The organism is Variovorax sp. GW821-FHT09B01, from assembly GCF_059418345.1.
Map to the genome: position 1 here is coordinate 224274 of NZ_JBWKPQ010000010.1, position 22914 is coordinate 247187.

General features: G+C 70.4%; 18 protein-coding genes and 1 tRNA gene. 8 read left to right on the top strand and 11 right to left on the bottom strand.

Annotated features, from left to right (window positions below; all coding sequences use genetic code 11):
- Positions 1–19 precede the first annotated feature (19 nt).
- Together AC07RV_RS26160 and AC07RV_RS26165 are read right to left on the bottom strand one after the other, a co-directional pair.
- The gene (locus tag AC07RV_RS26160) at positions 20–1498 is read right to left on the bottom strand and encodes an aldehyde dehydrogenase (protein WP_296785371.1); all 1479 of its coding nucleotides are present in this window, start codon (positions 1496–1498) and stop codon (positions 20–22) included.
- 132 nt (positions 1499–1630) lie between these two features.
- Positions 1631–2578, bottom strand: a complete 948-nt coding sequence (locus tag AC07RV_RS26165) for a LysR family transcriptional regulator (protein WP_256222360.1) — start codon at positions 2576–2578, stop codon at positions 1631–1633.
- 116 nt (positions 2579–2694) lie between these two features.
- Between AC07RV_RS26165 and AC07RV_RS26170 the strand changes: the two genes are divergently transcribed.
- The 6 genes from AC07RV_RS26170 (at position 2695) to AC07RV_RS26195 (ending at position 10975) form a co-directional block, all read left to right on the top strand.
- The gene (locus tag AC07RV_RS26170; RefSeq protein WP_296785364.1) at positions 2695–3573 is read left to right on the top strand and encodes an amidohydrolase family protein; all 879 of its coding nucleotides are present in this window, start codon (positions 2695–2697) and stop codon (positions 3571–3573) included.
- Between the two features lie 22 nt (positions 3574–3595).
- Complete coding sequence (locus tag AC07RV_RS26175) at positions 3596–4588, top strand: tripartite tricarboxylate transporter substrate binding protein (protein ID WP_296785362.1); 993 nt, start codon at positions 3596–3598, stop codon at positions 4586–4588.
- Between the two features lie 20 nt (positions 4589–4608).
- On the top strand, positions 4609–7680 hold the full coding sequence (gene ydiJ / locus AC07RV_RS26180) for a D-2-hydroxyglutarate dehydrogenase YdiJ (protein WP_296785358.1): 3072 nt from the start codon (positions 4609–4611) through the stop codon (positions 7678–7680).
- Between the two features lie 53 nt (positions 7681–7733).
- Positions 7734–8618: a LysR family transcriptional regulator gene (locus AC07RV_RS26185; protein ID WP_296785355.1), complete on the top strand. Its 885-nt coding sequence runs from the start codon at positions 7734–7736 to the stop codon at positions 8616–8618.
- Positions 8619–8694: 76 nt separating this feature from the next.
- Complete coding sequence (locus tag AC07RV_RS26190) at positions 8695–9855, top strand: agmatine deiminase family protein (RefSeq protein WP_366929028.1); 1161 nt, start codon at positions 8695–8697, stop codon at positions 9853–9855.
- A 28-nt stretch (positions 9856–9883) separates the two neighbouring features.
- Positions 9884–10975 carry an agmatine deiminase family protein gene (locus AC07RV_RS26195; RefSeq protein ID WP_296785352.1) on the top strand — a complete coding sequence of 364 codons (1092 nt, stop codon included), beginning with the start codon at positions 9884–9886 and terminating at the stop codon, positions 10973–10975.
- A 6-nt stretch (positions 10976–10981) separates the two neighbouring features.
- On the opposite strand, the gene paoC is transcribed toward AC07RV_RS26195, so the two are convergent.
- From paoC to AC07RV_RS26220, 5 genes are all read right to left on the bottom strand, one after another.
- A complete protein-coding gene (gene paoC / locus AC07RV_RS26200; protein WP_296785349.1) occupies positions 10982–13192 on the bottom strand; it encodes an aldehyde oxidoreductase molybdenum-binding subunit PaoC in 2211 nt (736 codons plus the stop codon).
- Between the two features lie 5 nt (positions 13193–13197).
- Positions 13198–14148, bottom strand: a complete 951-nt coding sequence (locus AC07RV_RS26205; RefSeq protein WP_296785346.1) for an FAD binding domain-containing protein — start codon at positions 14146–14148, stop codon at positions 13198–13200.
- A complete protein-coding gene (paoA, locus tag AC07RV_RS26210) occupies positions 14145–14789 on the bottom strand; it encodes an aldehyde dehydrogenase iron-sulfur subunit PaoA (protein WP_296785343.1) in 645 nt (214 codons plus the stop codon). Before paoA ends, AC07RV_RS26205 begins: the two co-directional genes overlap by 4 nt.
- 286 nt (positions 14790–15075) lie before the next feature.
- Complete coding sequence (locus tag AC07RV_RS26215) at positions 15076–16863, bottom strand: ATP-binding response regulator (RefSeq protein WP_296785340.1); 1788 nt, start codon at positions 16861–16863, stop codon at positions 15076–15078.
- The gene (locus AC07RV_RS26220; protein ID WP_093341129.1) at positions 16860–17468 is read right to left on the bottom strand and encodes a response regulator transcription factor; all 609 of its coding nucleotides are present in this window, start codon (positions 17466–17468) and stop codon (positions 16860–16862) included. Before AC07RV_RS26220 ends, AC07RV_RS26215 begins: the two co-directional genes overlap by 4 nt.
- 188 nt (positions 17469–17656) lie before the next feature.
- On the opposite strand from AC07RV_RS26220, the gene AC07RV_RS26225 reads away from it, so the two are divergent.
- Positions 17657–19339, top strand: coding sequence for an InlB B-repeat-containing protein (locus AC07RV_RS26225; RefSeq protein WP_296785336.1), 1683 nt, complete (start codon positions 17657–17659; stop codon positions 19337–19339).
- 3 nt (positions 19340–19342) lie between these two features.
- On the opposite strand, the gene AC07RV_RS26230 is transcribed toward AC07RV_RS26225, so the two are convergent.
- Positions 19343–19945, bottom strand: a complete 603-nt coding sequence (locus AC07RV_RS26230; RefSeq protein WP_296785333.1) for a LysR family transcriptional regulator — start codon at positions 19943–19945, stop codon at positions 19343–19345.
- 199 nt (positions 19946–20144) lie between these two features.
- On the opposite strand from AC07RV_RS26230, the gene AC07RV_RS26235 reads away from it, so the two are divergent.
- On the top strand, positions 20145–20849 hold the full coding sequence (locus tag AC07RV_RS26235) for an L-2-amino-thiazoline-4-carboxylic acid hydrolase (RefSeq protein ID WP_296785330.1): 705 nt from the start codon (positions 20145–20147) through the stop codon (positions 20847–20849).
- Between the two features lie 58 nt (positions 20850–20907).
- On the opposite strand, the gene AC07RV_RS26240 is transcribed toward AC07RV_RS26235, so the two are convergent.
- The 3 genes from AC07RV_RS26240 to rdgB form a co-directional block, all read right to left on the bottom strand.
- Positions 20908–20995, bottom strand: a tRNA-Ser gene (locus AC07RV_RS26240).
- Between the two features lie 35 nt (positions 20996–21030).
- The gene (hemW, locus tag AC07RV_RS26245) at positions 21031–22305 is read right to left on the bottom strand and encodes a radical SAM family heme chaperone HemW (protein ID WP_296785328.1); all 1275 of its coding nucleotides are present in this window, start codon (positions 22303–22305) and stop codon (positions 21031–21033) included.
- Positions 22296–22895, bottom strand: a complete 600-nt coding sequence (gene rdgB, locus AC07RV_RS26250) for an RdgB/HAM1 family non-canonical purine NTP pyrophosphatase (RefSeq protein ID WP_296785326.1) — start codon at positions 22893–22895, stop codon at positions 22296–22298. The genes hemW and rdgB overlap by 10 nt, the downstream gene beginning before the upstream one ends.
- Between the last annotated feature and the right edge of the window lie 19 nt (positions 22896–22914).

Here is a 22914-nt window from a genome sequence, read left to right on the forward strand (position 1 = left end):
ATGCCTGGAGCGAACCCGCTCAGTACTTGCGGATGAACGGGTCGGGCATGTCGAGCTCGGTCGAGATCCACACGCTCTTGGTCTCGAGGAATTCCTTCACCGCCTCCACGCCGCCCTCGCGGCCCTGGCCGCTGTCCTTGAAGCCGCCGAAGGGCGTGGTGAAGCTGGTCGAGCGGTAGTTGTTGATCCACACCGTGCCGGCCTTGAGCCGCTCCGACATGTGCATCGCGCGGTGCAGGCTGCGCGTCCACACGCCGGCCGCGAGGCCGAAGCGGATGTCGTTGCCGATGCGCACCGCGTCGGCCTCGTCCTTGAACTTGAGCACCGACAGCACCGGCCCGAACACTTCTTCTTGCGCGATGCGCATGCCGTTGTCCACACCCGTGAAGATGGTCGGCTCGACGAACTGGCCCGCGCCGTAGCCCGGGCCGCTGCGCACCTTGCCGCCGAAGGCGCAATGCGCGCCCTCGGCCTTGGCGATGTCGATGTAGCTCACCACCTTGTCGAACTGCGGCCGCGTGGCCACCGGGCCTACCTGCACGTCGGGCAGCGAAGGGTCGCCGAGCTTGGCCTTGGAGGCGATCGCGACCAGCCGCTCGACGAACTCGTCGTGGATGCTTTCCTGCAGCAGCAGCCGCGAGCCCGCCATGCAGGTCTGGCCGCCGGCCGAGAAGATGCCGGTGATCACGCCGTTGGCGGCGCGCGCGAGGTCGGCATCGTCGAACACGATGTTGGGCGACTTGCCGCCGAGCTCGAGCGTCACGCGCTTGAAGTGCTTGGCCGCCGCCACGCTCACGCGGCGCCCGCCCTCGTCGCCGCCGGTGAAGGCGATGCAGGCCACGCCCGGATGCTCGACCAGCGGCTCGCCCACGTCCTTGCCGAAGCCCGTGACCACGTTGAACACGCCCGGCGGAAAGCCCGCCTCGACGAACAGCCGCGCCAGCTCGAGCAGCGACACCGAGGTGTGCTCCGAGGGCTTGGCGACGATCGCGTTGCCGGCCGCGAGCGCCGGCGCCACCTTCCAGGCCGTCAGCAGCAGCGAGGAGTTCCACGGCGTGATGGTGCCGACCACGCCGATCGGCTCGAGGCGCGTGTAGTTGAAGACCTTGGGCTTGTCGATCGGGATCACCGCGCCCTGGATCTTGTCGGCCAGGCCGCCGTAGTAATAGAAGTACTTCGCCATGTACGACACCTGGCCGCGCACCTCGCTGCGCAGCTTGCCGTTGTCGCGCGCCTCGGCCTCGGTGAGGGTGTCGAGGTTGGCCTCGATCAGCGCGCCCAGGCGATGCAGCAGCATGCCGCGCTGCGTGGCCGACATCTGGCCCCAGGGGCCCTGCATCGCGGCCTCGGCCGCCTTCACCGCGCGATCGACGTCCTCGGCATTGCCCTGCGGAATGCGGGCCCAGGGCTCGCCCGTGAACGGGTCGAGCGAATCGAACCACTGCGCCGATGCGCTCGCCTGCCATTCGTTGCCGATGAAGAGTCTGTACTGCTGCATTGCTTGCGTGCTCCGTGGGTGGGCCGGGTGAACTGGATGAATGGCGTTCAGTTTCCGGCGCGGCACGCGGGGGCACAAGCGATGAGTCCTGGGCCTCTCGTGAGCTTTCGTCATCGATGGCCGCGGCGGCGTTCAGCGCAGCACGCGTGACTTGTCGTAGGCCTCCTCGAAGATCTGGTGGATCAGTTCGCGGAACCAGCGGTGGCCCGCGTCGTGCTCGTTGCGCGGATGCCAGACCGCGTCGATCGACAGGCCCAGCTCGGGCAGCGGCATCGGCATCGCCACGCAGTCCGAGCCCGAGAGCACGCTGTCCATCCAGTGCGCGGGCATGGCCGCGATCAGGTCGGTGGATTCGATCACGGGCACCATGCCGAGCCAGGTCGGCACCTGGATCATCACGCGGCGCGCGAGCCCGCGCTCGGCCAGGATCTCGTCGAGGATGCTGCTGCCCACGCCCGAGACCTTGAGGTGGCCCAGCGAGAGGTACCTGTCGAGCGTCATCGGTTCCGAGGCCGCGGGATGGCCCTTGCGCATCAGCACCATCCACTGGTCGTCGAGGATGCGCCGCGAGGCCGACAGCACCGAGCGGCCGCGCGACACCGACAGCCGGATCTCCACGCCCTCGTACTCCACGCGGTCCGAGGGCTGGTACATGTCGAAGGACTGCACCGACAGGCTGACGCCGGGCGCCACCGAGCTCAGGTGGATGCACAGCCGCGGCAGCAGCAGCACGCCGACGTAGTCCGACAGCCGCAGGTGGAAGGTGCGGCGCGCGGTCGCGGGATCGAAGCCGCCGCGCACCTCGATCGCGCTTTCGATCTCGCTGAAGGCCTTGCGGAAGCTCGTGGCCAGGCGCACGGCCTCGGGCGTGGGCGCCATGCCCTGCGGCGTGCGTGTCAGCAGCGGGTCCTTGAACTGCGTGCGCAGGCGGCGCAGCGCATGGCTCACGGCCGAGGCGGTCAGGCCGAGCCGGGTGGCGGCCTTGACCACGCTGCGCTCCTCGAACAGGGCTTCGAAGATGACCAGCAGGTTGAGGTCGATGCTGCGCAGGTTCAGAGGCGGGCCGCCGGCAGCGTTCATGGGATGAATCCGATTCACGATGAAGATGACAAAGATGATCTTGCCTCACGCGGGGGCCTCTCAGAACAATAGCCCGCATCCCCAGCCTCCTCTCCATGGCATCGATCTTCTTCTCCATGGCATCGCTTTCCATGCACGACCGGCTTCCCCCGACCCCCGCCATTCCCGACAGCGCCCGGATATTCCCCGAAGGTTCCTGCGACACCCACTTCCACGTGTTCGGCGATGCGCGTGAATTCCCGCTGATCGACGAGCGCTCGTACACGCCGGCCCCGGCTTCGATGGCCGACTACTGGGCCGCCTTCGGACCCGTGGGCGTCGAGCGCTGCGTGCTGGTGCAGCCCAGCGTCTACGGCCGCGACCATTCGCTGCTCAAGCGCATGCTGCGCGAGGCGGCGCCCGGCAGCATGCGCGGCGTGGCCGTGATCTTCGAGGACACGAGCGAACGCGAGATCGAGGAACTGCATGCGCTGGGCGTGCGCGGCGCGCGCTGCAACGCGCTGTTCTCGGGCGGCGTGTCGGCCGCCAGCCTGCGCGCCATTGCCAGCCGCATCGCGGCCTTCGGCTGGCACCTGCAGCTGCTGGTCGACGTCGAGCACGATCCCGACCTGGTGCCGCGCGTGGCCGCCACCGGGTTGCAGGTGGTGGTCGACCACTTCGGCCATCCGGCGCCCGGCGCGACACCGCAGGGCCCCGGTCTCGCGAACCTGCGCGCGCTGCTCGCGGAAGGGCGCGCCTGGGTCAAGTTCTCGGGCGCCTACCGGCTCAGTGCATCGGCCTGCGCCACCGATCCCGCCGTGATCCCGCTGGCCCATGCGCTGGCGCGCGCCAACCCCGAACGCATCCTCTGGGGATCGGACTGGCCGCATCCCGGCATCGACGCGCGCGCCACCGCCGGCAGCGAACTGGCCGGGGCGCTGCGCGCCTGGCTGCCCGACGGCGACCTGCGTCAGGTGCTGGTGCGCAACCCCACGCAGCTTTACTGGAACCATTGATTCATCACAGGGAGACGTTCGAATGACCGACAACAACTTCAACCGCAGGACCTTCATCCAGGGCGGCGTCGCGCTCGCCGCATCCGCGGCGGCCTGGCCCGGCAGGGCGCAGGGCCGCGCCTTTCCGAGCAAGCCCCTCACGCTGATCGTGCCCTTCGCGCCGGGCGGCAACGTGGACATCACGGCCCGCACCCTGGGCGTGCCGCTGACGCGGCATGCGGGGCAGTCGGTGATCGTCGACAACCGCGCCGGTGGCGGCGGTGCCGTGGGCACGGGTTGGGCCTCGCGCGCCGAGAACGACGGCCATTCGCTGCTGGTGGCCACGCCGGGCCAGCTCGGCACCCTGCCCGAGATGATCAAGGTGCCCTACCGCGCCGACAACTTCGTGCCCGTGGCCGTGCTGAGCCGCACGCCCGTGGTGGTGGTGGTGCGCGCCAACGATGCGCGCTTCAAAACCGCCGGCGACTTCCTGCAGGCGATCCAGGCCAGGAGCGAGAACGTGACCATCGGCCACGCGGGCCCGGGCTCGCCGAATCATCTGGCGCTGCTGCAGCTCGAAGATGCCGGGAAGGCACGCGTCAATGCCGTGCCCTACAAGGGCTCGGGCCCGGCCGTGGTCGACCTGCTCGGCGGCCAGATCGACGCCGTGATCGACCAGGTCACGAGTTCGGCGCCGCACCTCAAGAGCGGCGGCCTGCGCGCGCTGCTGGTGCTCGGCCCGCAGGTCGGCGGCATGCTGGCCGGCGTGCCGAACCTGGCGCAGCAGGGCATTCCGAGTTTCGACGCCACCACCTTCGTCGGCGTGTTCGCGCCCAGGGGCATCGCGCCGCAGACCGTCGCGAGCCTGCAGGGCTGGATCTCGAAGTCGGTGGCCGAGCCCGAGTTCTCGAAGCCGATCCGCGAACTGGGCAGCGAGCCCCTCGCCGAGAGCGCGGCCTACCTGCAGCGGCTGGTGCAGGAAGACGCCGTGCTGGCGACGCGGCTGGTCAAGCAAGGCCGCCTCAAGGCGGACTGAGCGGCGCTGCACGGCCGGCCATGATCGCCCACGTTCCACCCCCGGTCACGCTGGCGCAGCACTACCGGCAGTTTCTCGCGGCGCTGGCCGCCGCAGGCTTCGAGGGCGAGATCAGCCAGCGTCATGCCGACCGCACGGTGCTCGCGACCGACAACTCGATCTACCAGCGGCTGCCGCAGGCCGTGGTGTTTCCGAAGCATGCCGACGACGTGGTGCGGCTCGCGACGCTGATGGACCGCGACGAGCACCGGCGCGTGGTGCTCGCGCCGCGCGGCGGCGGCACCGGCACCAACGGGCAGTCGCTGACCGACGGCATCGCGGTCGACCTCTCGCGGCACCTCAACGGCATCGTCTGGATCGATCCGGTGCGGCGCGTGGCGCGCGTGCAGGCCGGCGTGGTCAAGGACCAGCTCAACGCGGCGCTCGCGCCGCATGGCCTGTTCTTCGCGCCCGAGCTGTCGACCTCGAACCGCGCCACCATCGGCGGCATGGTCAGCACCGACGCGAGCGGCCAGGGCAGCTGCAGCTACGGCAAGACGCGCGACCACGTGCTCGCGCTCGAGGTCGTGCTGCCGGGCGGCGAACGCTTCACGAGCCGCCCTGCCGGACCCGACGAACTCCAGGCCCACCTGGCGCGCCCCGGCCGCGTGGGCGATGCCTGGCGCTGCGCGCACCGGATCGCCGAGCGCGATGCCGCGCTGATCGCGCAACGCTTTCCCAAGCTCAACCGCTGCCTCACCGGCTACGACCTCGCGCACCTGCGCGAGCGCGATGGGCGCTTCAACCTCAACAGCGTGCTCTGCGGCGCCGAAGGCTCGCTGGGCTTCATCGTCGAGGCCGAGCTCAACCTGCTGCCGATTCCGCGCCACACGGTGCTGGTCAACGTGCGCTATGCGAGCTTCATGGATGCGCTGCGCGATGCGCAGGCGCTGATGGCGCATGCGCCGCTGTCGATCGAGACCGTGGACTCGCGCGTGCTGATGCTTGCGATGGAGGACATCGTGTGGCAGGGCGTGGCCGAATACTTCCCATCGAGCGAAGACAGTGCGCCCACGCGCGGCATCAACATGGTCGAGTTCAGCGGCGATTCGCTGGAGGCACTCGAGACCCGCGTCGCGGCCTTCGTCGCGCACCTCGCGCGCGATGCCGGCGCGGCGCGCCTGGGCCACACCATCGCGGCCGGCCATGCCGCCGTGACCCGGGTCTATGCGATGCGCAAGCGCGCGGTGGGCTTGCTGGGCAATGTGCAGGGCGAGGCGCGGCCACAGCCCTTCGTGGAAGACACCGCCGTGCCGCCCGAGCGGCTCGCCGACTACATCGCCGAGTTCCGCGCGCTGCTCGACGGCCATGGCCTCTCGTATGGCATGTTCGGCCACGTGGACGCCGGCGTGCTGCACGTGCGGCCCGCGCTGGACCTCAAGGACCCGGCCCAGGCCGCGCTGATCCGCCCGCTCTCCGACGCAGTGGCGCGGCTCACGCGGAAGTACGGCGGCCTGCTCTGGGGCGAGCACGGCAAGGGCGTGCGTTCCGAATACGCACCGGCCTTCTTCGGCCCGCTGTACGCGTCGCTGCAGGAACTCAAGGCCGCCTTCGATCCGCACAACCAGCTCAACCCCGGCAAGATCGCGACGCCCGCGGGCGTCGATGCGGCGCTGCTGCGCATCGACGAGGTGCCGATGCGCGCCGACGCCGATCGCCGCATCGACGAACGCGTGTGGCAAAGCTACGCCGGCGGCCTGCATTGCAACGGCAACGGCGCCTGCTACGACTTCGACCCCGACGAGGCCATGTGCCCCTCGTGGAAGGCCACGCGCGAGCGCCGCCATTCGCCCAAGGGGCGCGCTTCGCTGCTGCGCGAATGGCTGCGGCTGCAGGGCGAGGCCGGCGTCGACGTGCTGCAGGCCGCGGCGCGGCAGCCCTCGTTCCTGGCCGGGCTGCCCGCGCGCTGGCGCAACGGCCGGCGGCGCGCGAAGGCCGCCGACGATTTCTCGCACGAGGTCTACGAAGCGATGGCCGGCTGCCTGGCCTGCAAGTCCTGCGCGGGGCAATGCCCGGTGAAGGTCAACGTGCCGGAGTTCCGCGCGCGCTTTCTCGAGCTCTACCACGCGCGCTACCTGCGCCCGCTCAAGGACTACTTCATCGGCTCGCTCGAATACAGCATGCCCGGCCTCGCGCGCATGCCGGCGCTCTACAACGGCCTGATGGCCCTGCCCGCGGTGCGCGGCCTGCTCGCGCGGCATGCCGGCATGGTCGACGCGCCGCTGCTGAGCCGCTTCGATTTCGCCGCCACCCTGCGACGCTGGAACGTGCGCCATGCCACGCCCTCGGCGCTGGCGCGGCTGAGCGCCGACGAGCGCGCGCGCTCGGTGGTGCTGGTGCAGGACGCCTTCACGCGCTACTTCGAGACGCCCGTGCTCGCGGCCTTCATCGCGCTGGCCGCGCGGCTGGGCTGCTCCGTGTGGCTCGCGCCCTTCCGGCCCAACGGCAAGCCGCTGCAGGTGCAGGGCTTCCTGCGCGCCTTCGACCGCGCGGCGCGCCGCAACGCCGACATGCTCGATGCGCTGGTGCAATGCGGCGTGCCGCTGGTCGGCCTCGATCCCGCGATGACGCTGGTCTACCGCCAGGAGTACGCCAAGCTGCCGCAGATGGCGCGCCTGCCTTCGGTGCTGCTGCCGCAGGAATGGCTGCTCGATGCGCTGCCCGCCGAGGCGCCGCCGCGCGCCGCGCCGGGCGACTTCCGCCTGCTCGCGCACTGCACCGAGAAGACCAACGCGCCCGCGGCCGCCGCGCTGTGGCCTCGGGTGTTCGCGCGCGCCGGCCTGCGGCTCGAGGCGCAGGCCAGCGGCTGCTGCGGCATGTCGGGCACCTACGGCCACGAGCAGCGCAATCTGCAGACCTCGCAGCGGATCTTTTCGCAGTCGTGGGCGCCGCTGCTGGAAGCCGAGCCCGCGCCGGCGGAATTCCTCGCCACCGGCTATTCGTGCCGCAGCCAGGTCGAGCGGCTGCAGGCGCGTCGCCTGCGCCATCCGGTGGAGGTGCTGGCGCAGCTGTATGGCGGTGGTGACGAAGAGGACGTGGCCGCCGCGCGTTGAACCCCGGCGATGAAAGGCGCTATCTTGTGCGCCGATCCATCGACCAGGTTCCCATGTCCAACGCCAGACTGCCCTCCTTCAAATTCCTGATCGGCTTCGAAGCGGCCGCGCGCCTGGGCAACTACTCGCGCGCGGCCGAGGAGCTTCACGTCTCGCAATCGGCCATCAGCCACCAGATCGCGCAGCTCGAGCAGCAGGTCGGCCAGCCGCTGTTCCGGCGCAAGGGGCGCGGCGTGGAGCTGACCGTGGCCGGCGGCCTGCTGCTCGACAGCGTGGGCAAGTCGCTCGAGCAGATCCGCCACGGCCTGCATCGCATCGAGACCTACATGGACGACCGCCTCGTCACGCTGGTCTGCCCCGCGCCCGTCGCCCACGGCTGGCTGCAGCCGCGCATCGACCGGCTGCTGCAGGCGCATCCCGACCTGTGCCCGATCGTCTCGGTCGACGAGAGCGCCCGCTTCATCGACGAGCTCGACGTGGACATCGCGATCACGCGCGAGCCGCTGCAGCAGCCGGACGTGTTCGAGGTGCCGCTGCTGAGCGACGAGCTGGTGGCGGTCGGCCTGCCCGACGCCGACACGGATGCCACGCCCGGCCTGCTGTGCCTCGAGGCCGACCTCACCAGCGACCGCATCGGCCCCTTCATCCGCGAGCACTTCGGCCCGCTGCGCAAGGCCGCGATCTACGACGATCCGCGCCTGCTGCTCGACGCCGCGCTGCGCGGCCGCGGCCTTGCGCTGGTGTCGCGGCTCTTGGCCGACGATGCGCTGCGCAGCGGCCGCTTGCGCCACCTGGCGGCCTGGCCGAGCCTGTCGCTCGGCAGCCTCTGGATCTCGCGCACTCAGGGCCCGTCGCGGCTGCCGCTGGTGCGCGAAGTGTTCGACAGCCTGCGGGCGTTTGCACGCGAGGACGGCCATTTCATGAGCCAGATCGATTGATATGGCCAGAAAAGATCAATTGTGCGGATGAATGAGCGTCTACAGAATCCGGGACTCCGTAGAAACCCTGATTCTTATGACGACTCGACGAACGCTCCTGGGCCTCGGTGGCCTGGGCCTCTTCCATGGACTGCTGAGCGCCTGCGGCGGTGGCGGCGGCAATGCCGGCGGCCCCACGCTCCCCTTTCCGCCGCCGGCGCCCGCTCCCGCGCCCGCGCCTTCCCCCGCGCCCGCCAGCGCCTGGCGCATGCCCGACGAGGGCGGTGCCCATCGCGCCGTCTGGATGGCTTTCGCCGCGCGCGAATCGATCTGGAGCGCCGAGCTGCGCGAGCCGGTGCAGCGCGCGCTGGCGCGCATCGCCAATGCGATCAGCGTCTACGAGCCGGTGAAGATGCTCGTGAACGCCGAGGATGCCGCCACGGCGCGCCAGCTCTGCGGCGCCAACGTGCAGCTGATCGAACACCCGATCGATGACCTCTGGGCGCGCGACACCGGTTGCGTGTTCGTGCGCAACGACCGCGGCGAGCGGGCCGCCGTGAACTTCAACTTCAACGGCTGGGGCCGCAAGCAGCCGCATGCGCGCGACGCCACGGTGGCGGCGCGCATGGCCGAACTCGCGGGCGTGCCGCTGCTGCGCAGCCGCCTGGTGCTCGAAGGCGGCGGCATCGAGGTCGACGGCGAAGGCACGGCCATCGTCACCGAGAGCTGCGTGCTCAACGAGAACCGCAACCCGGGTGTCTCCAAGGCCGTGGCCGAGGAAGAGCTCCGGCGCCTGCTGGGACTCACGAAGATCATCTGGCTGCCCGGCATCGCCAACCGCGACATCACCGACGGCCATACCGACTTCTATGCACGTTTCCTCAAGCCGGGCGTGGTGGTGGCGGCACTGGACAACGACCCCGAGTCCTTCGACCATGCCGTGACCCGGCGCCACCTGGAACTGCTGCGCACGGCGACCGATGCGCGCGGACGCGCCCTGCGCATCGTCACGCTGGCCACGCCAGGCCGGGTGCGCCCCACCTACGCACGCAAGGAGTTCGCGGCCGGCTACGTGAATTTCCTGCTGACCGACAAGGCCGTATTCCTGCCCGAGTTCGGCGATGCGGCGGCCGACGGGGCGGCCCGCGCGGCGCTGTCCGCGGAACTGCCGAGCCACCAGGTCGTGCAGCTCGACATCGATGCCATCGCCGCGGGCGGCGGCGGCATCCACTGCACCACGCAGCAGGAGCCGGCGTGATCCCGAACGCTTTCGCCAGGAGACCGACATGCATTTCTCGATGACCCGCCGCCGCCTTGCAAGCGCCCTCGGCCTCGCGCCGCTGGGCTGCATCGCCGCCTCGCCCGCCGCCGCGCCCGACAGCTGGCAGATGCCCGACGAAGCCGCGCCGCACCGCGCCACCTGGATGTCCTTCGGCCCGAGCGAGGCGATCTGGGGCCGGCGCCTGCTGACGCCGGTGCGCCAGCACCTGGCCCGCATCGCGCGCACCATCGCCGAGTTCGAACCCGTGCACCTGCTGGTGCGCGAACGCGAACACGACCTCGCCGCGCGCCTGTGCGGCAACCGCGTGCAGCTCGAGGTGCAGCCGGTGGACGACCTCTGGATGCGCGACACCGGGCCGGTGTTCGTGCGCAATGGCGCGGGCGAATGGGGCGGCGTCGACTTCAACTTCAACGGCTGGGGTGGCAAGCAGGCCCATGCCGACGATGCCGAGGTGGCCGGCTATGTGAGCGGTGCCGCCAAGGCACGGCCGCTGGCGACGGAGCTGGTGCTCGAAGGCGGCGGCATCGAGGTCGACGGCGCGGGCACGGCGCTGATCACCGAGAGCTGCGTGCTCAACGCCAACCGCAATCCCGGCTGGCGCAAGGAGGACTGCGAGGCCGAGCTGCGGCGCCTGCTGGGCCTGCGCAAGATCATCTGGCTGCCCGGCATCGCGGGCCGCGACATCACCGACGGCCACACCGACTTCTATGCGCGCTTCGCGGCACCGGGCATCGTGGTGGCGGGCCTGGAGAACGATCCCGATTCCTACGACCACGCCTTGACCCGGCGCCACCTCGAGATACTGCGGCAGGCCACCGACGCGCGCGGCCAGCGCCTGCGCGTGGAAGTGCTCGCGGGACCGGACACGGTGCGCGACGCCTACGACAGCGAGGAGTTCGCGGCCGGCTACATCAACTTCTACGTCTGCAACGGCGCCGTCATCGCGCCACAGTTCGGCGATGCGCGCGCCGACGGCAACGCCCGCGCATTGCTGCGCGAGCTGTTCCCGAAGCGCGAGGTGGTGCAGCTCGACATCGATGCGATCGCCGCGGGCGGCGGCGGCATCCACTGCACCACGCAGCAGCAGCCGCGCTGAAGTTCCTCAGGCCACCGGCGGCAGTCGATCGAGCAGCTTGTCGAGCGTGATCGGATAGCTGCGCACGCGGATGCCGGTCGCGTTGTAGACCGCGTTGGCGACCGCGGCCGCGACGCCGCACATGCCGAGCTCGCCCACGCCCTTGGCCTTCATCGGCGAGGAGATCGGATCGGTCTCGTCGAGGAAGACCACGTCCTGGTGCGGGATGTCGGCATGCACCGGCACCTCGTAGCCCGCGAGGTCGTGGTTGACGAAGAAGCCGTGCCGCTTGTCGACCGCCAGTTCCTCCATCAGCGCGCCGCCCACGCCCATGGTCATGGCGCCGATCACCTGGCTGCGCGCGGCCTTGGGGTTGAGGATGCGGCCCGCGGCGCAGACCGCGAGCATGCGCCGCACGCGGATCTCGCCAGTGACGGCATCGACGCCGACCTCGACGAAGTGCGCGCCGAAGGTCGACTGCTGGTACTTCTTGTCGAGGTCGCCGTACTCGATGCCGTCCTCGGCCGAAAGGCCCTCGGCGCCCGCGGCCTCGGCCAGCGGCACCGCGCGTTCGCCGGCGCGCACCATGCCGTCGGCAAAGCTCGCATCGGCCACCGCGAAGCCCAGCTTGCCCGCCACCGCCTCGCGCAGCTTCATGCAGGCCGCGAACACGCCCGAGGTCGAGTTGTTCGCGCCCCACTGCCCGCCCGAGCCGGCCGAGGCCGGATAGGCCGAATCGCCGAGCCGCACCTGCACCTTGTCGAGCGGCAGCCCCATGGTCTCGGCGGCGGTCTGCGCAATGATGGTGTACGAGCCGGTGCCGATGTCGGTCATGTCGGTCTCCACCGTGACCACGCCGCGGTTGTCGAGCCGCACGCGCGCGGCCGACTTCGTGAGAAGGTTGTTGCGGAAGGCCGCGGCCACGCCCATGCCCACGAGCCAGCGGCCGTCGCGCTGTTGGCCCGGCGACGCGTTGCGCCGGTTCCAGCCGAAGCGCTCGGCGCCGGTGCGCAGGCATTCGATCAGGCTGCGCTGCGAGTACGGGCGCTCGGGCTTCTCGGGATCGACCTGGGTGTCGTTGAGCACGCGGAACGCGATCGGATCGAGCGCCAGCTTCTCGGCCATCTCGTCCATCGCGACCTCGAGCGCCATCAGGCCCGGCGCCTCGCCGGGCGCGCGCATCGCGTTGCCCTCGGGCAGGTCGAGCACCGCGAGCCGCGTGGCCGTGAGCCGGTTCGCGCCGGCATACAGCAGCCGGGTCTGGTTGACCGCCGTCTCGGGTTGCCCGCCCTCGAGGTCGCCCGACCAGCCCTCGTGCGCGATGGCCGTGATGCGGCCGTCGCGCGCGGCGCCGATGCGGATGCGCTGCACGGTCGCGGGCCGGTGCGTGGTGTTGTTGATCATCAGCGGCCGCGTCAGCGCCACCTTCACGGGCCGGCGCGCGGCACGCGCGCCCAGCGCGGCGAGCAGCGCATCGGCGCGCACGAACAGCTTGCCGCCGAAGCCGCCGCCGATGAAGGGCGAGACCAGGCGCACGTTCTCCTTCGGGATGCCCAGTGTCTTGGCGACGTCGCCGACGCCCCAGGCGATCATCTGGTTGGCGGTCCAGATCGTGAGCCGGTCGCCCTGCCACTGCGCTATGGAGGCATGCGGTTCCATCATCGCGTGCGACTCGTCGGGCGTGCTGTAGGTCACGTCGAGCTGCACCGGCGCCGCGGCGAAGGCGCCCGCGAAATCGCCGACCCTGGTATCCGGCTCGCCCGAAAAAGCACTGGCCTTGGGCGGCTTGGCCGACGCCATCTCGGCCGCGAGGTCGAAGCGGCCGGCCGCGCGCGTGTACTCGATGCGCACCAGCTGCGCCGCGGCGCGCGCCTGCTCGAAGCTCTGGGCCACGACCACGGCCACCGCCTGGTGGTAGTGGTCGATCTCGGGCCCGGCCAGCAGCTTGGCGGTGTTGAAGTCGCCCTTGGCGAGCTTGCCGGCATTGCGCGCGGTGACGATCGCCAGCACGCCCGGCGCGGCCTGCGCGGCGCGCAAGTCCATCGAGGCGATGCGGCCCTTGGCGATGCCGGCGCCGATCACGTAGCCATAGGCCGCGCCCGGCACTTCGGCATGGCGTTCGTAGGCATAGCGCGCGCTGCCGGTGGTCTTGACCGGGCCGTCGATGCGGTCGGTCGGGCGGCCGATGACCTTGAGCTGGTCGATCGCGTTGGTGGTCGCGGGGGTGTCGAATTTCATGATGTTCAGCTCCTCGCCTGCGCCAGGGCCGCCGCGAGCGCGCGTTCGGCCAATGGCAACTTGAATGCGTTCTCGTGGGTCGGCTGCGCATCGGCCAGCAGCCGTGCGCTCACCGCGCGCGCGCCCTGCGGCATCGCGGCCTCGGCGGCCTCGATGCGCCACGGCTTGTGCGCCACGCCGCCGAGCGCCACGCGCCCGGTGCCATCGCGCTGCACGATGGCCGCCACCGACACCAGTGCGAAGGCGTAGGAAGCGCGGTCGCGCACCTTGCGATAGATCTGCGTGCCGCCCACGGGCCGCGGCAAGGTCACGCCGGTGATCAGCTCGTCGCGCTCGAGCGCGGTCTCGATGTGCGGCGTGTCGCCGGGCAGCCGGTGGAAGTCGGCGATCGGAATCACGCGGGTGCGCCCGTCGGGCTTCACGGTCTCGACGGCCGCGTCGAGCACGCGCATCGCCACCGCCATGTCGCTCGGATGGGTCGCGATACAGGCCTGGCTGGCGCCGATCACCGCGAGTTGCCGCGTCACGCCGCCGATGGCGCTGCAGCCGCTGCCGGGGCGGCGCTTGTTGCAGGGCTGGTCGGTGTCGTAGAAGTAGGGGCAGCGCGTGCGCTGCAGCAGGTTGCCGGCCGTGGTCGCCTTGTTGCGCAACTGGCCCGAGGCGCCTGCCAGCAGCGCGCGCGACAGCACGCCGTAGTCGCGGCGCACGCGCTCGTCGGACGCCAGGTCGGTGTTGCGCACCAGCGCGCCGATGCGCAGGCCGCCGTCGGCGGTCGGCTCGATGCGGTCGAGCTTCAATGTGTTCACGTCGACCAGGTGCACCGGCGCCTCGATCTGCAGCTTCATCAGGTCGAGCAGGTTGGTGCCGCCCGCGATGAACTTGGCGCCAGGATGGCCGGCCACGGCCGCCGCGGCCTGCGCGGGCGTCTGCGCGCGTTCGTAGGTGAAGGGCTTCATGCGCGGCTCCCGGCCACCTCGGTGATGGCGTCGACGATGTTCGAGTAGGCGCCGCATCGACAGATGTTTCCGCTCATGCGCTCGCGCAGTTCGTCGGCCGACAGCAGCGGCCGCGCCGTGAGATCGGCGCTCACGTGGCTGGGCACGCCGCGGCGCACCTCGTCGATGACGCCGACCGCCGAACAGATCTGGCCCGGCGTGCAGTAGCCGCACTGATAGCCGTCGTGCTTGACGAAGGCGGCCTGCAGCGGATGCATGGCCTGCGGCGTGCCCAGTCCTTCGATGGTCGTGACCTGGGCGCCCTCGTGCATGACCGCGAGCGTGAGGCAGGAATTGATGCGGCGTCCGTCGAGCAGCACGGTGCAGGCGCCGCACTGGCCGTGGTCGCAGCCCTTCTTGGTGCCGGTCAGGTGCAGGTGTTCGCGCAGTGCGTCGAGCAGGGTCGTGCGCGTGTCGAGTTCGAGCGCATGCGATTGGCCGTTGACCTGCAGCGAGAGTCTGGTGGGAGGCATGTTCGTGGGCGGTGGTGATGCCGCGGCCGGCGCGGCCGCGGCGGGCAAATGAGACGAGACCGCCGCGGCGGTGGCGGCGGTCGCGATGAGCGCGTCGCGCCGGGTGATCGATGTCGTGGGGCTTTCCATGGGGACTCCTGTTGTTCGAGGGTCGGGTGCGCGTGGGAACACTCTGATAGCGCGAGCCACCGGGGTTCGCAGTAGGAGAAGGGATGTTGTTGGGTCCCGCGGGGGGCTCGTCGCGCGAGGACGCCGGCGAGGCGAAGCACCATTCTTGGGAACGGCCCGCGGGATCGATGGCGCGTTTCACGCGTTTTCTTGCCTGATCCAACGAGCCTGCGCCGCTCCGCGGCCGCGCGATGGTGCGCGTGTAAGAAGGCGGCCTTACAGCTTCGGCGCAAGTACGCCGGGCGCCCTACACCGGATCGCGCACGGCCTGCGCATGGCCGAGGAAGGCGCGAAGCTGCGAGGGCCGCACCGGCTTGACGATGACCGGTAGCCCCGCCGCCTGTGCCGCGCTCAGGTAGTCGCCGCCCACGTCGCCGGTGACGATCAGCGCGGGCAGTGCCGCATCGTTCAGCGACGAGCGCAATGCCTCGATGGCCTGGACGCCGCCGGCCTGCGAGCCCAGGCGCAGGTCCACCACCAGCGCGTTCGGGCGGAAGCCCGCCTGCAGCACGTCCAGTGCGCCTGCGATGCCGCTCGCAGAGCGCACGTCCATGCCCCACGACACGAGCAACCCGCGCAGGGCCTGCAGCGAATCGCGATCGTCGTCGACCACCAGCACGCGAGCCGCCAAGGCGGTCGGCAACGCTGGCACGGACCGCCCTGCGTCACCCATGCCGTCGCTCGCTCCGGCATCGACCAGCGGCAGATGCAGTTCGAACACGCTGCCCTGCCCGGCCAAGGAACGAACGGCCACGCGAAGATCGAGCAGGTCACTCAATCGCTTCACCGTGGCCAGGCCCAGGCCATAGCCCAGCCGCCGGTCGCGCGCGGGATTTCCGGCCTGGTAGAACTCGTCGAAGATCTGCGGCAGGTGCTCGGCGGCGATGCCGATGCCCGTGTCCTCGATGCGCAGCCGCAGTCGGCCGTCGTCGATGCGGCCGTCGACACGCACCTGGCCCGCGTGCGTGTAGCGGATGGCATTCGCCAGCAGATTGGTGAGTACGCGCGCCAGCAGGGCGCGGTCACTGTGCACCATGCAGGGCTCGACCGCCGTCTCGAAACGCAGGCCCTTGGCCGCGGCCATCGCCTGGTGCGGGCGGCAGCATTCGCGCACCAGTTCGTCGATGGCCAGCGGCGCCCATTGCGGGCTGGCCGAGCCGGCATCGGCGCGCGTGATGTCGAGCAGGTCGTCCACCACGTCGGTCATGCCGTCGGCGCAAGCCACCAGTTGCTCCGACATCTCCTTGACCGCGCGCTCGGTGCTCACCGTGTGCACCGTCTGCGCGAGCAGCGCCATCGCATTGAGCGGCTGGCGCAGGTCGTGGTTGGCCGAGGCGAAGAAGCGCATGCGCGCGGCGACCGCTTCCTCGGCCGTGCGCCGCGCCGCGCTGCTGCGCTCGTTCTCGGCACGCAGCGCGATCACCAGCTCCGCATTGCGCCGGCGCTGCGCCTGGATCTCGTGCAGCGCGGACGACAGCTCCCTGGAACTCAGCAGCGTGTAGACCCCGATCAGCGTCACGATCAGCGCCATCGCGAGGTGGTAGCTGCTGCCGAACCAGATGTCGCGCAGCACCAGTGGCCCGAGGATCAGCACCACGTAGGCGATGGCCGCGCGCCCCATCGTCGAGAGCCGGATCGCGCCGCCCAGCGCCACCGTGACCATCGCGATGTGAAGGATGGCCTCGGCCTGCGCCGGCCCCTCGTGGCGCAGCAGCACGCTGAGCACGCCCCAGGACAACGCCAGCACCTGGTTGCTGGCCATGATCGGCAGCACCATGGCCTGCGGGTTCGCGCGCATGCCGGGCCGCAGCGCCCAGGCGATCCAGAGGCCCAGCCGCACCGCGACGATGCCGCCATAGACGACGAACCAGGCCTGCACGCGCGCGCCGTCGGGCCCCGCCGCGTACTCGAGGTAGCACAGCAGCCCGCCCACCGCCGCCAGCAGCCACGACCAGACGGTGGAGCGGATCATCTGCTCCAGCTGCTGCAGCTGGAGGTCCGAGAAGGCCAGGCGCGCGCCGAGCGCGGGCTTCACCGCTGCTCCAGCAGCAGGCCGGCACGGCGCGCCTGCACCAGCAGGTGCGTGCGGTTGCGCGCATCCATGGTGTCGAGCAGCGCCGTGATGTGCAGCTTGACCGTGCGCTCCGCGATCTCGAGCTCGGCCGCGATCTGCTTGTTCTGCCGCCCCTGCGCCACCAGCAGCAGCACCTCGAGCTGGCGCGGCGTCAGGCTCGCGGCCGGCAGGCCGGCCTGCGCCTGCAGCAGGTCGAAGGACTCGCCACCCGCGGCCACCTCGTCGAGCGCGCGCGCGATGCGCGCCACCGGTTGCGACTTGCCGATGAAGCCGGCCGCGCCCGCCGCGCGTGCGCGCGCCGCGAGCACCGGTTCCTCGTCGCCCGAGATCATCAGGCGCGACACCAGCGGATGCCGGGCGCCGAACAGGCGCAGGCCTTCGAGCCCGTCCTCGCCGCCCAGGCGGTAGTCGATCAGCACGATGTCGGGCGCGCATTGCGCGGCGCGTTCCACGCCCTGCGCCAGCGACAGCGCCGTCTGCACCTCGAAGTCGGGGCGGGCGTGCGTCAGCGCATGCGCAAAGCCGATGCCGAAGAGGGGGTGATCGTCGACGAGCAGGAGTTTCATGATGCCGTGATCCTCGGGGCGGGATCCGCCCGCGCCCTCTCCTCGTGGGCCGCATTGTCCATGCCGGCAGCCTACAGGCGCGCGGCGCACGGGCCAACAGCACCTTCGGGCAGGTGCCCGAAGGTGCTATGGGCGAGGGCCGGTCCCGTCCCTACGATCCGCCCCTCTTTACGAGCGAGGACTGCGAGATGACGAAGACGAGCGGCTATGGACGATGGATCGTGTGCGCGGGGGCCCTGGCCCTGCTGGCGGCTTGCGGGGGCGGAGGCTCGGGCGGCGGCGCGTTGCCGCCCCTCGGCATCGTGCCGCCCCCACCCGCGCCGATCGCCGTGCGCCACACGCTCGAGGTCGGCATCGCCGGCGCGGGCCGTGTCGCATCGCAACCCGCGGGCATCGACTGCACCGACCGCTGCGACGCAGAATTCGATACCGGCACCGAAGTGCTCCTCAGCGCTTCCCCGGCCGCGGGCCAGGTCCTCGGCGGCTGGAGCGGCGCGTGCAGCGGCAATGCCAGCACCTGCCGCGTGCGCATGGACGCCGCACGCAGCGTTACCGCCGCCTTCGTCGCCGCGCCGCCCACCGTGGGCTGGAGCGATGCGATCGCGCTCTCGGCCGCCGGCGCCAGCCTGCCCAAGGTCGCGATCGATGCGCAGGGCCGCGCGCTGGTCGTGTGGCGCCAGATCGAGGGCAACCCGCAGGCGGACCGCCTCTGGGGCAGCCGCTACCTGCCCGGCAGCGGCTGGACCGCGCCGCAGCGCCTGGAGGCCAACGCGGGATCGGTGCGCGACATCCGCGTCACCATCGACAAGCCCAGCGGCCGCGCCGTCGTGCTGTGGACCCAGCTGAGCTCCGTGGCCGGCCACGACCTGTGGGCGCTGCCGGTCGATCCCGCCGCCGGCTGGGGCAGCCCCGCGCTGCTGGAGACCGGCAGCGGCACCGTCGGCAACGCCAGCATCGGCATCGACGCCCATGGCAACGCCGTGGCGGTCTGGTCGCAGATCGGTCCGGCCACGCGCTTCAGCATCTACGCCAACCGCTTCACGCAGGCCGGTGGCTGGGGCACCGCTGCGTTGATCGAGTCCGACGAGACCGTGGGTGTCGTGAACGGCGATCCCGCGGTGGTGGTGGCGGGCTCGGGCGAAGCGCTGGCCGTCTGGAAGCGTTCGACCGGCAGCAGCGCCTCGCTATGGACCAACCGCGCCAATGCGGGCGGTACCTGGGGCACGGCGGCCGAGCTCGTGCCGGATGCGGGCCCCGCGCAGTCGATCGGTGCGCATGACCTCGCGATCGACGCGGGCGGCAACGCGCTGCTGGCCTGGGGCCAGGCCGACCTGCCCGGCGGCAGCAATCAATGGGAGAGCGCGGTGTGGTTCAAGCGCTTCTCGGCGGGCGCCTGGCAAGGCGGCACCGCGCGTGTGGGCGCGCCGTTCACGTCGACGCAGGCCTTTCTCAGCACGCCCGTGCTGCGCATGAACGCGGCCGGTGCGGCGGTGCTGAGCTGGGGGCGGCTCGACAACGCGCTCATGGCTTCGACGGCTGCGCCGGGTGCTGCGTTCGGTGCGGGGAGCGTGGTGCGGGCGGCGGCCTCGCGGGCGTTGAGCAGCCTGCCTGCGTTGGGGATCGACGATGCGAGCAATGCGTTCGTTGCTTGGGCGCAGGCGAATGACTTGGGGACGTCGGACCTCTACGCGGCGCGGCATGCATTGGGTGGGGGCTGGGGGGCGCCGGCGCTGCAGGAGAGCACGGATGAGGCGGCCGCCACGCCCGATCTGGGGATGAACGAGCTGGGGAATGCGGTGTTGGCCTGGCAGCAGTTCGAGGCGGGGAGCGGGACGCGGGTGATGGTTCGGGGGTATGGGTCGGGGAGGTAGGGTCTACGTCCCGCTTCGATCCTTCGCCAGGAGCGCCCGCGTCCGCGTGAATTCTCGACAGCGGGCGAGGCCGGGCCAGACCACCAGCGAGGCTTTCTTGTGGGCCCCGAAGCCAGGCGCCAGCGCCAGCACTTCGGCATGCAGACCCGGATAAGGGCCGGGGCCCGGACGGAGCAAGGCATCGAGTCGGCCAGCGAGAAGATCGGCCACGTCGTCGGTCGCCACCGCGCGCACGTAGTCGGGCGGTCGCTTCGTGCCGGCGAGGCGGGCCAGCAGGCGCTCGGGCTCGTCGCTCAGGGCCGGCGAGATGCCGAGGCGAAGCGGCTTCGTCTTCAGGACCTTCGCGACCGTGTCGCTGGCCTCGGACAGGCGTTTGAAGGCCTCTCCCACTTCCGGCAACAAGGCCTCGCCCTGCGCGGTGAGGATCAGGCTGCGATGCAGGCGCTGGAACAGCGGCACACCGAGCGCCTGTTCCAGGTGCTTGACCTGCTGGCTGACGGCACCGGGCGTGACGGAGAGCTCCATCGCGGCGGACTTGAAACTCAGGTGGCGGCCGGCAGCCTCGAAGGCGCGCAATCCATTCAGAGGGGGCAGGCGATGGCTCATGGGTGCGGATCCGGACTTGAAGGCGAGGAATTCGGAATAGAAAAACTCTTCCAGGCGGCCAGAAAGAATCGGTTGAGCGGTGCCCTGGCGCGATGAAGAATGCAAGCACCGATTGCGCGATCAGGAAGACCATCATGCCGCAGCGCAATGTCCATGCCGAACCTGCCCCCCGGCCCACCTTGCTCTGGAGATGTGCCCTATGGCCGAGATCATCCATCCCTTCTACGAGTCGCATCGCGATGCCATGGAAGCCGCCATGCGCCATCGTCTCGACCTTGCCGAAACGATGCTGCGCGAGCAAGCGCATCTGTCCGACATGGATGAAATTCGACAGCAGGTGTTGAGCGAATTCCAGATCGTGCTCACCCAGATGCCCTACGTCGGAGGCACGGCAAGTCGCATGAGCGATTTCTTCATGCGCCTCATGGGCTTCGTGGCCATCAGCCGTGTGCTCTGGCGGCGCGGCGTGCCGCTGGCTGTTATCGGCGAGATCGAGCGAGAAACCTACAAGATGCAACTGCTCGCCGAGCCCGAAGCGGAGCGCCTCGCGTCAGGACGTCTATTCATGTCGCACGAAAATCGGGCCTTGCTGCGCGAGCAGGCCTTGAAGAGCACCACGGAAAGCCATCGGCAGGAATTCCCGGACGATTTCGTCTACGACTTCGTCGAGCCTGGCCCCGGTGACAGCTTCGAATTCGGCATCGACTACAAGGCTTGCGGCTTCTGCAAATTCGCGGCTCGGCATGGAGATCAGGAAATCCTGCCGAACATCTGCGGACTCGATTTCGATGCCTATGCAACGCGAGGCATCCGTCTGGAAAGGACGCAAACGCTGGCTAGCGGCGCGGACCACTGCAATTTTCGATTTGCGCGGCTTTCGTCGGACCAGGACGACTGCGAATAGTGCTTCGGGTCATCCGCGTCGCGTTGGCATGCCGAGCGCCGCAGGAAGGCATCAATGCTGGCGGAGAGTGTGAGATTCGAACTCACGGACGGTCGCCCGTCGGCAGTTTTCAAGACTGCTGGTTTAAACCACTCACCCAACTCTCCGGAGCCGGCGATTCTATGCCGAGCCCGGCCCGCACTCAGTCCTCGGGCAGGAACAGGGTCTGCAGGTCGCTGAGGAAATCGAGCCCGCGCTCGGTGGGCCATACGCGGCTCAGGTCGCGTTCGACGAGACCCTTGCGCTCGGCCTCCTCCAGGCCGCGCTGGATCGCGGTGAAGGCCAGGCCGGTGCGCTCGCCGAACTGCATCAGCGTGAAGCCAGCCTTCAGGCGCATGGCGTTCAGCATGAATTCGAACGGCAGGTCGGCCAGCGCGACCTCGTCGCTCTGCGCGACGGCGGTGCCGGCACGGGCGTTGTCCATGTACAGGCGCGGCTCGCGAAAGCGCACCTGGCGCACGATGCGGTGGGCGAAACTGAGCTTGCTGTGGGCGCCGGCGCCGATGCCGAGGTAGTCGCCGAACTGCCAGTAGTTGAGGTTGTGCGCGCAGGTATGGCCGGGACGCGCATAGGCCGAGACCTCGTAGCGCGACATGCCGATGGCACCGGTGCGTTCGGTGATGCGGTCGAGCATGGCGTAGGCGATGTCGTCCTCGGGCAGCTGCGGCGGGAACTTGGCGAACCAGGTGTTCGGCTCGATGGTGAGGTGGTAGACCGACAGGTGCGGCGGCGCGAGCGCGAGTGCCTGCGTGAGATCGGCGTCGAGCTGCTCGAGCGACTGGCCCGGCAGCGCGTACATGAGGTCGAGGTTGAAGGTGTCGAACGAGGCCGCGGCCTCCTCGGCGGCGGCGATCGCCTGGGCGCGGTCGTGCACGCGGCCCAGCGCCTTCAGGTGCTCGTCGTTGAAGCTCTGCACGCCCAGCGACAGCCGGGTGACGCCGGCCGCGCGGTAGGCGCGGAAGCGGTCGCGCTCGAAGGTGCCTGGGTTGGCCTCGAGCGTGATCTCGCAGTCGGGCGTGAGCTTCAAGCGCGCGCGCACGTCGCCCAGCAGGCGGTCGATGGCCTGGGGCGAGAACAGGCTCGGGGTGCCGCCGCCGATGAAGATGGCGTGCACGCCGCGGCCCCAGATCAACGGCAGCGCGGCGTCGAGGTCGGCGATGAGCGCGTCGATGTACGCGGACTCGGGCATGCCGTCGGCCTCGGCGGGGCTCGTGGCGCGCCACTCGTGGGAATTGAAATCGCAGTACGGGCACTTGCGCAGGCACCACGGCAGGTGGATGTACAGCGTGAGCGGCGGCAGCGCCGTCAGCTGCAGCGGGCCGGGGCGCATCCAGTGCAGCACGTCGTTGGCATGCGGCGCGCCGACCGGCGCCGCGGGCTGGATGGGAACGACGGACGAGGGAGCGGTCACAGCCATCGCTCGCGCATCAGCGCCAGCATGGCGCGCGCGGCCTGGCCGCGGTGGCTGTGGGCGTTCTTCACCTCGGGCGAAAGCTGGGCGAAGGTCTTGCCGAAGGCGGGCAGGTACATCACGGGATCGAAGCCGAAGCCGTTGTCGCCGACCGGCGCCGGTGCGATCTCGCCGGCCACGCGGCCCACCGCGATCAGCGGCTCGGGGTCGTCGTGGCGGCGCAGCGCGACCAGGGTGCTGACGAGCGCGGCGCGGCGGTTGGCCTGCCCGGCCAGTTGCTCGAGCAGCGCCTTGACGTTGTTGGCATCGCCCTTGGGATAGCCGAACTGGGTGGCGTAGTAGGCGGTGTCGACGCCCGGCAGGCCGCCGAAGGCATCGACGCACAGGCCGGCGTCGTCGGCGATGGCGGGCAGGCCGGTGGCGGCGCTGGCGTGGCGTGCCTTGGTCAGCGCGTTCTCGACGAAGGTGCGGAATGGCTCCTCGGCCTCGCTCACGCCGAGCTCCGACTGCCGCACAAGCGTGACGTCGAGTTCGGCGAAGAGCTGCTGCAGTTCGGCCAGTTTGCCGGCGTTGTTGGAAGCCAGGACGAGTTTCATACGTGGAAAGGAATAACTG

Excerpts from the sequence above, each read along its gene's own strand:
- AC07RV_RS26160 (WP_296785371.1), bottom strand. The coding sequence starts at position 1,498 with ATGCAGCAGTACAGACTCTTCATCGGCAACGAATGGCAGGCGAGCGCA.
- AC07RV_RS26165 (WP_256222360.1), bottom strand. The coding sequence starts at position 2,578 with ATGAACGCTGCCGGCGGCCCGCCTCTGAACCTGCGCAGCATCGACCTC.
- AC07RV_RS26170 (WP_296785364.1), top strand. The coding sequence starts at position 2,695 with ATGGCATCGCTTTCCATGCACGACCGGCTTCCCCCGACCCCCGCCATT.
- AC07RV_RS26175 (WP_296785362.1), top strand. The coding sequence starts at position 3,596 with ATGACCGACAACAACTTCAACCGCAGGACCTTCATCCAGGGCGGCGTC.
- ydiJ (WP_296785358.1), top strand. The coding sequence starts at position 4,609 with ATGATCGCCCACGTTCCACCCCCGGTCACGCTGGCGCAGCACTACCGG.
- AC07RV_RS26185 (WP_296785355.1), top strand. The coding sequence starts at position 7,734 with ATGTCCAACGCCAGACTGCCCTCCTTCAAATTCCTGATCGGCTTCGAA.
- AC07RV_RS26190 (WP_366929028.1), top strand. The coding sequence starts at position 8,695 with ATGACGACTCGACGAACGCTCCTGGGCCTCGGTGGCCTGGGCCTCTTC.
- AC07RV_RS26195 (WP_296785352.1), top strand. The coding sequence starts at position 9,884 with ATGCATTTCTCGATGACCCGCCGCCGCCTTGCAAGCGCCCTCGGCCTC.
- paoC (WP_296785349.1), bottom strand. The coding sequence starts at position 13,192 with ATGAAATTCGACACCCCCGCGACCACCAACGCGATCGACCAGCTCAAG.
- AC07RV_RS26205 (WP_296785346.1), bottom strand. The coding sequence starts at position 14,148 with ATGAAGCCCTTCACCTACGAACGCGCGCAGACGCCCGCGCAGGCCGCG.
- paoA (WP_296785343.1), bottom strand. The coding sequence starts at position 14,789 with ATGGAAAGCCCCACGACATCGATCACCCGGCGCGACGCGCTCATCGCG.
- AC07RV_RS26220 (WP_093341129.1), bottom strand. The coding sequence starts at position 17,468 with ATGAAACTCCTGCTCGTCGACGATCACCCCCTCTTCGGCATCGGCTTT.
- AC07RV_RS26225 (WP_296785336.1), top strand. The coding sequence starts at position 17,657 with ATGACGAAGACGAGCGGCTATGGACGATGGATCGTGTGCGCGGGGGCC.
- AC07RV_RS26230 (WP_296785333.1), bottom strand. The coding sequence starts at position 19,945 with ATGAGCCATCGCCTGCCCCCTCTGAATGGATTGCGCGCCTTCGAGGCT.
- AC07RV_RS26235 (WP_296785330.1), top strand. The coding sequence starts at position 20,145 with ATGGCCGAGATCATCCATCCCTTCTACGAGTCGCATCGCGATGCCATG.
- hemW (WP_296785328.1), bottom strand. The coding sequence starts at position 22,305 with ATGGCTGTGACCGCTCCCTCGTCCGTCGTTCCCATCCAGCCCGCGGCG.
- rdgB (WP_296785326.1), bottom strand. The coding sequence starts at position 22,895 with ATGAAACTCGTCCTGGCTTCCAACAACGCCGGCAAACTGGCCGAACTG.